Raw genomic sequence first — 11213 nt, forward strand, 5'->3', positions numbered from 1 at the left:
TGTAGCTGAGATAGTTGAGATAGGTATGGGGATGAGCCTGAATTTGGCGTGGAGTGAAGTTACCGATTAAGAGTATTGGTAACTTGTAAGTAATGGTAACCAGCCTTGTGGCTGGCTACCGGAAAAGCTTCTGTTTTGTGCCATCACATAAAGGGAAGCTGTTTTTCTTCTCCTATCTGAGTGATCCCCAATGACGCCAAAAATCCAAATAGTAACGAACAGACCAGCAGTGATAAGGTAAACCAAAACATAACAACCTTTCTACTAGCCCCCATGGCAATTGCGAATGCCCCAGCGGCATGGATACCAATCAAAAATGGCCCCAGAAAAGCTAGGCCTGGAACACCAAATTTTTCCATAATTACATGTTTACGATCCGTTATGTCGGGGGCAGCTTGCTCAGTTTCGGGTTTATTTCGCCAGCGCTGCATAAATAACTTAACTTTTTCACTGGCATAAATTATGGGTAACAGCGAAAGCAAATTTCCGAAAAAGCCTGCAAGTGCAGCGGGAAACCATGGTAACCCAGCAATAACACCCAATGGGACGGCAATCCAAACTTCGAGCACCGGAATCGCCGCCCCCACAAAGACACTGATATAGAGTAATAAATCATTCATTTAGATCGCCCTTGCTGCTTTTTTTGTGAAGAACAAAACATATAAGCTTGGCACAACGATAAAGGATGCAATGGTGCCTGAAATGAGGCCACCCATTATCACAACGTTAAACGAGCGCCATAGCGGATCATTGGCGATAAGCAAAGGAAGCAGCCCTAAAATAGTGGTTATTTGTGTCAACATAATAGGGCGAAACCGTTGCATTAAAGCCGATTTGAGTGATTCAAGCTCAGATTTTCCTGCGTCTTTCTCGATATCAATTTGTTCGATAATTAGCATAGCATTCGACACAATAATGCCTATTAGGGCGAATATCGCTAAATTCGCCATAAAATCGAAAGGCAGCCTGAAAATGATCAGTGCTAAAAGTAACCCAATGGCACAGAAGGGGATACTTAGTACGATGATCGCCACCTTACGAAACGAGTTGTACTTGTGGATGAACAAAATGATCATCATTAGTACACAAAGTGGTAGGAAAGCAAAAATAGCTTCTGCGGTGACCTCGCTCTCTTCAATCTCTCCACCAAACTCGATTTGCACTTTGTCAGTATTGCGAACTTGCTCCAACGTTTCTGCGATGTTGGAAACCAACTCTTTAGAGGTCATCGCCGGATTAAGCGCTGTCACTGTCAGGGTTGGCCGTAAGTTTCTCTTTTTCACAATCGACGGATGAAACTCTGTATCAACGCGAGCAATTTCTGATAAATAAACGGTTTTATCAGAAGATTGTGAGAAAATCTGAATATTATTTAATTGCGACAGTGTCGCGTTATCTGTTGGCATTGCCAGCATAATAGGCAGCAAGAACTCTCCTTCCCGAAGCTCAGATGCACTCTCTCCGAGAGTATTTTTCCTAAGAGCGGAAAAAATGTCTTCTCGTGTGACTCCGGCATAGCTTGCTGCGGCTTGGTCTACATTTACCACTAAGCTGGGGATAGGTTGTTCCCAGTCCTGTTTGATGTTAATCGTCCCATGTACGTTGCTAAGCGCCTCTTGAATCGTTGCAGCAGCCTGTAATAAATCACTATGGTTGTTGCCGATGATTCTAATGGCTGCTTCGCCTGGAGGCGTGGAGCCCATGAAAAACGGGTTGATCCCGAGCTTGGCATAGGGGAAAACGGGGGGCATCTCAGCCCTAAGTTGGCTTACAAAGGCCGCAACATTGGTTTCTTTACTAAGATTGACAACAAAGTAAGCGGTATGCGGAGCCGGATCTGGCGGATTCAGGCCCAGGATAAAGCGTGGTCCTCCTTCACTAACATACGCAGTAGCGCCTGTAATCTGCGGAAAACGTTGTTCCTCTGCAAGCCATCGCGTCATTTCTTGTGCGACTTCAGCTGTGCGGTTTGCAGGCGTGCCCGCTGGGAGCTCAAGGGATATTTGCATTTGTGAGCGCTCAGACGGTGGAAAGAATGCCTCTGGAATAGTCGCAGATAAAAATAACGATAGGATCAGGCTTGCTGTCGCACCTGCTAAAAATGCTTTTGGCCAGCTGATGACTTTGTCCCAAAAGCGAGACATGATCAACATTAAGCGCGAGAGCTTACTTTGCTCAGATGTTTTTTTCCCTTTCCTGATAGACCACTGCGCCAAAATCGGCACCAGCATAATGGCAACAAACCAGGAAATGATCAGCATTACGCCAATGACGATGGTTAGCGTCTGCATATAAATCGCAGTGATATTATCGGTGAACATAGGTGGGGCGAATGCCAGGATAACCGTTAGGCTAGCAATCAGCATTGGCGTACCCAGTGTCTTTCCGGCGTGTAAGGCTGCTGATTTCCCAGACTCACCTTGATTAATACGTTTTGAGATATCCTCAACAATCACCATCGGGTTATCAACCAAGATCCCAAGTGCAATGATAAACGAGGCGATACTAACCTCATTAAGCTCAACACCAAGCACACGTAAAACGACTAACGTCATAATGCCTGTAATGGGGACAGCAAGTCCCACCAGTGAACCCGCACGTATTCCTAGCGCAATGACTGTTACGGCTGTAACCACCAAAATGGTTTGTAACAGCGTTGATATCATTGATGATATCACTCGGCTTACGACTTCACCCTGGTCGGTAATGATTTTCAATTGAAAGCCAGCGGGTAAATCGTATTCCCACTGCGCTATTTGTGTGCGAAGGCGATCATTGAAATCGACCATGTTAACGCCTGGTGTCATATAACCTGCAACAACAATAGCCTGCCCCCCATTTAGATAGGCGGCGGTATTAAGCGGTTGTGCCGCTGACCTTATTACATCAGCTAGCGTGTCAAGTGGTAACTGGCTGCCGTCTTGCAGCACAATAGGGATCGCTTTAATATCCTCGATAGAGTTATAGCCGCCTCTGACATAAATACGACTCTCCTGGTCGCTAAAATTCACTCTGGCAATATCATCAAGCGAATTGTTTTTATGCAATTGCAGGTAGATATCATTTGGCTTGATCGAAAATTTGGACGCAGCAAAAGGCTTTAGATTGATAGTCACTTGCTCCTCGGTGACACCATGCAAGGTGACTTTATCCATACCAGGGATATCGTAAAGAAAATCCCGCAGCTCACTGGCTTTATTTCTAAGTTGCTCAAACGTGTGATTGGGGGCACTAATTGCAACAGTCATCACGGCAACGGCGTCATAACTATCGTTAACAAAAGGCCCAGACACACCATCGGGAAGTGAGTTTTGCACATCCTGCATTTTCGCTCTGACTCTGAGCCATGATTGCGCGTAGTCTGGTGTTCCGTCCTTAATTTCCAAAGAGATATGGATCTCTCCGGCACGAATAGACGTCGTGATATTTTTAGTTTCTTCCAGTTCACGCAAAGCACGTTCAACCGGGCGCGCCAATAGCGATTCCGTTTGATAAATATCTAAGCCAGGGTGATAGGCGGTAATCACAGTGACATTTATCGGTAGTGTGGGCTCTTCCTGAGATGGGTAACTCGGGTATAACGCCAACCCTATGCTCGTAAGCATAAAAAACAGAAAGAGCACTAAACGGCTGTTAGCAAGTGAGAAGCCTGTAATGGACATTAACGCGTCTCCCCTAAAACACGAACCTGTTGCCCGTCACTGATAAAGGCCGCTCCGGCTGCTACGTATCTCTCTCCGAGTTTCAACTCAGCATTAATAATGTAGCCTGTAGGTTGAATATCGATAATTTGTACAGGTTTTTTACTAACGGTATTGGACTCACCGTTAAAAGAGTATAAGAAAGCACTGTTACTTGTTGCTTCAACATAAACTGCGCCGTGAGGAACCAAGAGAACGTTTTCGCTATTCTTCAGTCGATAGTTCACTGCGACCACGATACCTGGCGGTAAAAAATTGCCCTCTGGCACTTGTATACGCAGTTTAACCGGCAAGCTTAAACCATTACTTGCTCGCTCTGCGATGTGGGACACCTCAGCCTCAAAAGACTTCCCTTGATGACTAATACTGATAACCTGTTCATTTGTAGAACGTAGAGCATTTGCCAAAGATACAGGGATTGATGATTCAACAATAAGTTGGGCTGAACTGTCGAAAGTAAAAATGACCTGATTCTGAGCGACCTCTTCAAAGGGTTCAACTTGCCTGGTAGAGACAACACCATCATAAGGGGCTTTTATTACTGCTTGAGAGAGTTCTCTTTCTGTGAGTCTGACTCTATTTTGTGCTTCACGGACAGAGGCTTGAGCGGTTAAAAAAAGCGTTCTAGCAGCGTCTAGATCTTGCTGTGAAACTGCATTATTTGATTTGAGGCGATTAAGCCGTTCATAGTTTGCTTGGTGCTCTTCAAGCGCGATTTGCGCTTTTGAGGCTTCAGAACGGGCGTTATCGACCGCGAGTTGATAAGGCTCAAGATCCAGTGTCGCCATGATATCGCCCGCTTTTAACCGGCTACCAATATCTACCAGCACCTTTTGCACTTTGCCAGGAACGCCAAATGAGAGCTGCGCTCTGCTCTCTGTTTGTGTTATTCCAGAAAAGCGAGATTCTTGGTAATGCGCGTTTGCACCTACTTCATTGAGCGTAACCACTCGAATGTTCTGCTCAGTGGGCTCAGGTATACTTTCACTGCTGCATCCCTGGAATAGGACAAGCAGGCTAACCAATGCATACTTGCTGAATTTCTTTAATAATATAACTGATCGTTCGAGTATATAAAGTGGCGAACTCATATCAAACCCTCTTGAGGTATGGCTTAAATATTAATTACTTTTTTGGTGTAAGAAGGGTCTGAACAAGCTGACGTAAAAGCTCCCGCGAATACTCGATATCCGCAGTCGCTATCTGGCAGGACAAACCATCAATGTAAGCAAAGATATAGTGGGTTATCTGCTCGGGTGTGAGCAAATAACTTGCCTCATCTTTATCCTGTAATTTCTTAATCATGGCACAACAGGTGTCAAAGAGCTCTTGACCTGAATCCTGTACCGCTTTCTTAATTTCTGGGTTTCTGGATGACTCTGCGAGGATCTCCAGATACATAATAGTTCCTGTTTTATCGCCTGTGAGATAGGCCTCTTGCTCCAAAGCATCCATAAAATCACTAGCGCTTTCAATTCTTCTCAAGGCATCGAGATCTCTAGAAGAATAGCGTTTGGCAATTTCCAGAATGAGTTCATTTTTTGAGGAAAAGTATTGATAGAGGCTTGCCTGGCTGACTTTTGCAACACGAGAAATCTCCGCCATGCCAGCGCCATGAAAGCCTTTTTTAACAAAGCATTGCACAGCACCATCAAGAATAGCCTCGATTTTAGCCTCTCGAGCTGCATAATTCACTGGACGACCTAAATTAGACATAAAAGCACCACTTACTTTAGTGAGTGATCAATCATATAAGTTGGAGTGATTTGTGTCAACTGATATCGAGTGACTTAGAAGTGGATTTTTCTGAATGTTACTATCTTTATTATTTTTATAAAAATAGCTTTAGGGTTTTACGGGCAATCTATTACCAACTTTATTAATTTACAAAGACTATTATCTTATTGATTAATAGGCTTCGGAGAGCAGTAAGTTTCTAACTTTATTTGATTACCACAATTGCTTCTTCTGGAGTAGAAGCTTGTATCGTATCGCCGTCTACTTCTAGTCCCGAACTCAAGAGTTCTTTTTTTTCAAACAGATAAGTTTCTGAGCCCATATCCAGATAAGTAAATTCGGTACGATTTGAATTTGGTTTACAGAAAAACTGATACTTTGCCATCTTTAATTTCCTTGCTGCTGAATAAAATAATAGCTAACGCCCGGTTAAGGGGCAACCAACGCTACTACCAACTTTCCGCATAACACCGTAATCACAAAAACCAACGCATAATAAAAATGCCACGCGTTGGTTGTCCCTCTTGAACCGTTTGTTAGCTTGCGTGCCAAAGTGACTCAACGATTGCTTTTTGTATATTTAAACACCATAATAAAGATGTGACATTTTGACACAAAGGAGAACACATTATGGCTACCACTTTACCTCGTATCACTGCGAGAGTTGATGTTGATACGCAAAACTTATTAACCAAAGCAGCTGCTCTCGCTGGCATGTCTAGTATTAACTCATTTGTACTCAATGCTGCAATCGAAAAAGCAAAACAAGTGATTGAACGTGAGCAAACACTAAAATTAAGCCAAGCAGACGCCATTTTACTTATGGAAGCTCTCGATAAACCAACAACATTAAATCAAAAGCTTAAAACTGCCGCCGAACGCTATGAGACCAAAAACCAATGATGAAAACGGTATTACTCGATAAAGATAAACACGATAGAAACCGATTCAACTGCGGAATTGATGCGCTTAATAACTATTTGAAAGTAATGGCAAGTCAGCAAGCTAAAAAAGACAATACCCGAACATTTGTTTTAGAGGATGAAAATAACACCTCACTTATCATCGGTTTTTACACTTTAACAATGACACCCATTGACCTAAAAGCATTACCCGATAAGTTACAGAAAAAGCATCAGTCATCAACTTCTGGCGGACTCATTGCTCGCTTAGCTATCGATGAGCGCTATAAAGGCAAAGGATTTGGCGAGTGGTTACTTATCGATGCTCTACGAAAACTACTAGCCGCTAGTGATAGCGTGGCATTCCCAGTCGTTATTGTTGACGCAAAAGATGGCGCTAAACATTTCTATGAACGCTATGGTTTTAAGGCATTTCAAGATGCAGAAAATAAGCTATTTATTACCATTTCAGATATTAGGGCAAGTTTAGGCTAGTATTGCGCTAGCCTTTAGCAAGCTAACGCCCGCTTAAGGGGCTGACAACGCTATTACCAAGTTACCGCACAACACTAAAACCACCAAAATCAACGCATAATGAAAATGCCACGCGTTGGAAGTCCCTCTTGAAGCGTTTGTTATGCCACTATGCTAAAGCCAACACCATCACTATCTATCGAGCGAAACTCTACGTTAAAGGTATGGATAACAGAACTTGAAAATTTAACTTTTAGCTGCGTGTTGTTAAATTGTCCTTTGTGATTACGGCAAAAATTGAGCAAGTTCTTTCTAATTTGTGCTTCGTGTACAACGATATCCGTTACAGATTCGATATAGCTAAGAAGCATAGCTATATCATCACATTGGTTGCTACTTATCGGTTTTAGCTCAGTAGATACCACGAGGCTTCCATCTATCAATTCAGCACTAGTTAGTACTCCATTAATATCTTCACAACCGAAATCATATTGAAACTCAAAACCTGTTCCGCTTTTTCTTAATGATGCTTTCATACAACTCCATTTACAAATTTACTCTTGTGGCATAACGCCCGCTTAAGGGGCTGACAACGCTACTACCAACTTTCCGCATAACACTGAAACCACCAAAATCAACGCACAATAAAAATGCCGCGCGTTGGAAGTCCCTCTTGAAGCGTTTGTTATGCTTTATTACTTATTGATTAAATTGAACGTTTTCAACATTTATTGGTTAAAGCCACTTTAACTCAAAATGATAAACTTGCCTACTTTCAGCAAGTATTGATGCCGATAAGATCCCAAACAAGTTGAAGCGAATTAGCCTGAGGAATCAAGGAGCAAACAACATCAAAGGAAGAGACCTTTCAGCAACAGTTGAATCTTTTGCGTACACAATTTATCAGAGCAGAGCCGGACAAAAGCGCACAAACATCGATAAACTTGCGCTAACCAAACACTTTCAGCAAGTAAGATGTTCATGAGATCCCAAACATGCTGAAGCGAAATAGCCTGTGGAATCAATGAACAAGCAACACCAAAGAAAGAGACCTTTCAGCGACAATCGAACCTTTTGCGTACACAATTTATCAGGGCAAAGTTACCGAAAAAGCACAACTATCGTTCAACTTTCAATAGCCACAAAAAAGAACAATAAACTCATAATATCAATGAATTAGAATAGGAAAATTTCTAAATCAGACTGAGTTTTCCCATTAAAATTTATATATTGATTTTGCTGAGGCTCAATAAAGCATAACGCCCGCTTAAGGGGCTGACAACGCTACTACCAAGTTTCCGCATAACACTGAAACCACAAAAATCAACGCATAATAAAAATGCTGCGCGTTGGAAGTCCCTCTTGAAGCGTTTGTTATGCTTTATTACTTATTGATTAAATTGAACTTTTTCAACGTTTATTGGTTAAAACCACTTTAACTCAAAATGATAAACTTGCCTACTTTCAGCAATCATTGATGCCGATAAGATCCCAAACAAGTTAAAGCGAATTAGCCTGTGGAATCAAGGGGTCAACAACACCAAAGGAAGAGACCGTTCAGCGACAATTGAATCTTTTACGAACACAATTTATCAGGGCAGAGCCGGAAAAAAACGCAAAATTATCGATAAACTTGCGCTAACCAAACGCTGTCAGCAAGTAAGATGTTCATGAGATCCCAAACATGCTGAAGCGAAATAGCCAGTGGAATCAATGAGCCAGCAACAACAAAGAAAGAGACCTTACAGCATCAATCGAACTTTTTACGCACACAATTTGTCAGAGCAGAGTTGGCTAAAAAAGCACGAGCATCGTTCAACTTTCCATAGCCACGAAAAAGAATAATAAACTCATAATATCAATTAATTAGAACAGAAAACCTCTAAATCAGACTGAGTTTTCCCATTAAAATTTATATATTGATTTTGCTGAGGTCCAATAAAGCATAACGCCGCGTTAAGGGGTGAGCAACGCAACTATCAACCTTCCGCATTACACTAAAAACCAATAAAATCAACGCATAACGAAAATGCTACGCGTTGCGAATCCCTCTTGAACGCTTTGTTATGTTTTTAGTGATACACGGCCTTAAAGTGCTCTAAAACCAATAACATATCCTCACTTGGCTCTATACCTAAAGTGTCACATTCACGTGTGAAAAATTTCCAATGAGCCTTACGCCACCATTCTAGCGATTTGTCGCCCTCACCCTCACTTGCTGCAAATTCTTCCGTCACTTCGTTGAATCGACAACTTGAGACCGATGTGATCTCAATGATACAAATTGGTTCACCATACCAGTTTATGACCACTTGAAGGTGGCCAACTATAGGTAATACTTCACTTTCGTGGCTATACCAGTATTCCATGCTGCATGATGCACGCTTCTCGCCACGTAGAATTAAATCAGCACATAGATTTGCGTTATATTCATCTGCGCAAAAGTAATCCGAACTAAATGATGTATATTTTTCAGACACTTCACTAGGTAAAGTTCGAAGGTACTGCTGTAAAAATAACTGACTCTTTTCTTCCATGATTCTCTGAACCTGATTAAAAACATAACGCCCGCTTAAGGGGCTGACAACGCGACTACCAACTTTCCGCATAACACCGTAACCACCAAAATCAACGCATAATAAAAATGCCACGCGTTGGAAGTCCCTCTTGAAGCGTTTGTTATGCTTTATTACTTATTGATTAAATTGAACTTTTACAAAATTTATTTGTTCGCAGCAGTTTAACTCAAAATGACAAACCAACCTACTTTCAGCAATCGTTGTTGTCGATAAGATCCCAAACAAGTTGAAGCGAATTAGCCTGCGGAATCAAGGAACAAATAACACCAAAGGAAGAGACCCTTCAGCGACAATTGAACCTTTTAAATACACAATTTATCAGAGCAGAGCCGGACAAAAACGCACATTCGCCGATAAACTTGCGCTAACCAAACACTGTCAGCAAGTAAGATGTTCATGAGATCCCAAACATGCTGAAGCGAAATAGCCGGTGGAATCAATGAACCAGCAACAACAAAGAAAGAGACCTTTCAGCAAAAATCGAACCTTTTATGTACACAATTTATCAGAGCAGAGTTGCCGAAAAAGCACAAGTATCGTTCAACTTTCAATCGCTACGAAAAAGAACAATAAACTCATAATATCAATAAATTAGAATAAGAAAACTTCTAAATCAGACTGAGTTTTCCCATTAAAATTTATATATTGATTTTGCTGAGGCTCAATAAAGCATAACGCCCGGTTAAGGGGTGAGCAACGCAACTACCAACTCACCGCACAATACCGTAACCACTGAAATCAACGCAAAACAAAAATGCCGAGCGTTGCGAATCCCTCTTGAACCGTTTGTTATGTATCTTTGCAAGCGCAGTTGCATAAGAAAAAGAACTCATTTAAAATGTGACACAAATCACAAAACGGAGACAGAAAGCTACACAAAACATATTTTTAAATGTCGTCGATTTTAAATTTAATCAAAAAGGTGAACCTCATGGCTAAAACACAAAGCGGCAAGAAGAAAGTCCACGTACCAGAACATATCCGTAATGGTAAGAAAGTAAGGGAGCACTACCGCTCTACACCAAATTAATGGTCACAAACTAAGCCCAAGCAGCTAGAAAGCTTGGGCTTTTTTCGATTAGATACATAACGCCCGCTTAAGGGGCTGACAACGCGACTACCAAGTTTCCGCATAACATCGTAACCACAAAAGCCAACGCATAATAAAAATGCCACGCGTTGGAAGTCCCTCTTGAAGCGTTTGTTATGTTTTATTACTTATTGATTATATTGAACTTTTACAACGTTCATTTGTTCGAAGCAGTTTAACTCAAAATGACAAACCAGCCTACTTTCAGAAATCATTGTTGCCGATAAGATCCCAAACAAGTTGAAGCGAAATAGCCTGTGGAATCAATGAGCAAACAACACCAAAGAAAGAGACCTTTCAGCAACAGTCGAACCTTTTGCGTACATAATTTATCAGAGCAGAGCCGGAAAAAAGCGCATAACCACCGATAAACTTGCGCTAACCAAACACTGTCAGCAAGTAAGATGTTAATGAGATCCCAAACATGCTGAAGCGAAATAGCTCGTGGAATCAATGAGCCAGCAACACCAAAGAAAGAGACCTTTCAGCAACAATCGAATCTTTTGCGTACACAATTTATCAGAGCAGAGTTAGCCAAATAAACTCAAGCATCGATCAACTTTCAATCGCCACGAAAAAGAACAATAAACTCATAATATCAATAAATTAGAACAGAAAACTCTTTAAATTAGACCAGATTTTCCCATTAAAATTTTTGAATTGATCTTGCTGAGGCTCAATAAAACATAACGCCCGCTTAAGGGGCTGACAACGCTACTACCAAGTTTCC

Annotated in this window: 9 protein-coding genes; 2 read left to right on the forward strand and 7 right to left on the reverse strand. The window is 41.6% G+C overall.

The features are described from left to right. Positions 1-143 precede the first annotated feature (143 nt). The 5 genes from FKN93_RS14500 to FKN93_RS14520 all read right to left on the reverse strand — a co-directional run bounded on the left by FKN93_RS14500 (position 144) and on the right by FKN93_RS14520 (position 5823). On the reverse strand, positions 144-620 hold the full coding sequence (locus FKN93_RS14500) for a small multi-drug export protein (protein WP_119676905.1): 477 nt from the start codon (positions 618-620) through the stop codon (positions 144-146). Further along, a complete protein-coding gene (locus FKN93_RS14505) occupies positions 621-3662 on the reverse strand; it encodes an efflux RND transporter permease subunit (protein WP_110069143.1) in 3042 nt (1013 codons plus the stop codon). It abuts the gene before it with no gap. Beyond that, positions 3662-4792 carry an efflux RND transporter periplasmic adaptor subunit gene (locus FKN93_RS14510; RefSeq protein WP_170905396.1) on the reverse strand — a complete coding sequence of 377 codons (1131 nt, stop codon included), beginning with the start codon at positions 4790-4792 and terminating at the stop codon, positions 3662-3664. Before FKN93_RS14510 ends, FKN93_RS14505 begins: the two co-directional genes overlap by 1 nt. 34 nt (positions 4793-4826) lie before the next feature. Beyond that, positions 4827-5417 (reverse strand): TetR/AcrR family transcriptional regulator, encoded by a 591-nt coding sequence (locus FKN93_RS14515; RefSeq protein ID WP_110069145.1) that lies wholly within the window; start codon positions 5415-5417, stop codon positions 4827-4829. A gap of 226 nt (positions 5418-5643) precedes the next feature. After that, positions 5644-5823, reverse strand: coding sequence for a hypothetical protein (locus FKN93_RS14520; RefSeq protein ID WP_170905390.1), 180 nt, complete (start codon positions 5821-5823; stop codon positions 5644-5646). A gap of 245 nt (positions 5824-6068) precedes the next feature. On the opposite strand from FKN93_RS14520, the gene FKN93_RS14530 reads away from it, so the two are divergent. Beyond that, positions 6069-6341 carry a DUF1778 domain-containing protein gene (locus tag FKN93_RS14530; RefSeq protein WP_004394087.1) on the forward strand — a complete coding sequence of 91 codons (273 nt, stop codon included), beginning with the start codon at positions 6069-6071 and terminating at the stop codon, positions 6339-6341. Then, positions 6338-6835, forward strand: coding sequence for a GNAT family N-acetyltransferase (locus tag FKN93_RS14535; RefSeq protein ID WP_010319335.1), 498 nt, complete (start codon positions 6338-6340; stop codon positions 6833-6835). Before FKN93_RS14530 ends, FKN93_RS14535 begins: the two co-directional genes overlap by 4 nt. A 140-nt stretch (positions 6836-6975) precedes the next feature. Here FKN93_RS14535 and FKN93_RS14545 read toward each other — a convergent pair whose 3' ends face one another. Together FKN93_RS14545 and FKN93_RS14555 are read right to left on the reverse strand one after the other, a co-directional pair. Next, positions 6976-7350 carry a hypothetical protein gene (locus FKN93_RS14545; protein WP_170905398.1) on the reverse strand — a complete coding sequence of 125 codons (375 nt, stop codon included), beginning with the start codon at positions 7348-7350 and terminating at the stop codon, positions 6976-6978. A 1536-nt stretch (positions 7351-8886) separates the two neighbouring features. Beyond that, the gene (locus FKN93_RS14555) at positions 8887-9351 is read right to left on the reverse strand and encodes an ASCH domain-containing protein (protein WP_170905402.1); all 465 of its coding nucleotides are present in this window, start codon (positions 9349-9351) and stop codon (positions 8887-8889) included. Between the last annotated feature and the right edge of the window lie 1862 nt (positions 9352-11213).

The organism is Vibrio sp. A8-1, assembly GCF_013048685.1.
GTDB lineage: Bacteria > Pseudomonadota > Gammaproteobacteria > Enterobacterales > Vibrionaceae > Vibrio > Vibrio metschnikovii.

What these genes read in the sequence shown, in the direction of transcription:
- FKN93_RS14500 (WP_119676905.1), bottom strand. Translation starts at nt 620, where the DNA reads ATGAATGATTTATTACTCTATATCAGTGTCTTTGTGGGGGCGGCGATT.
- FKN93_RS14505 (WP_110069143.1), bottom strand. Translation starts at nt 3,662, where the DNA reads ATGTCCATTACAGGCTTCTCACTTGCTAACAGCCGTTTAGTGCTCTTT.
- FKN93_RS14510 (WP_170905396.1), bottom strand. Translation starts at nt 4,792, where the DNA reads ATGAGTTCGCCACTTTATATACTCGAACGATCAGTTATATTATTAAAG.
- FKN93_RS14515 (WP_110069145.1), bottom strand. Translation starts at nt 5,417, where the DNA reads ATGTCTAATTTAGGTCGTCCAGTGAATTATGCAGCTCGAGAGGCTAAA.
- FKN93_RS14520 (WP_170905390.1), bottom strand. Translation starts at nt 5,823, where the DNA reads ATGGCAAAGTATCAGTTTTTCTGTAAACCAAATTCAAATCGTACCGAA.
- FKN93_RS14530 (WP_004394087.1), top strand. Translation starts at nt 6,069, where the DNA reads ATGGCTACCACTTTACCTCGTATCACTGCGAGAGTTGATGTTGATACG.
- FKN93_RS14535 (WP_010319335.1), top strand. Translation starts at nt 6,338, where the DNA reads ATGATGAAAACGGTATTACTCGATAAAGATAAACACGATAGAAACCGA.
- FKN93_RS14545 (WP_170905398.1), bottom strand. Translation starts at nt 7,350, where the DNA reads ATGAAAGCATCATTAAGAAAAAGCGGAACAGGTTTTGAGTTTCAATAT.
- FKN93_RS14555 (WP_170905402.1), bottom strand. Translation starts at nt 9,351, where the DNA reads ATGGAAGAAAAGAGTCAGTTATTTTTACAGCAGTACCTTCGAACTTTA.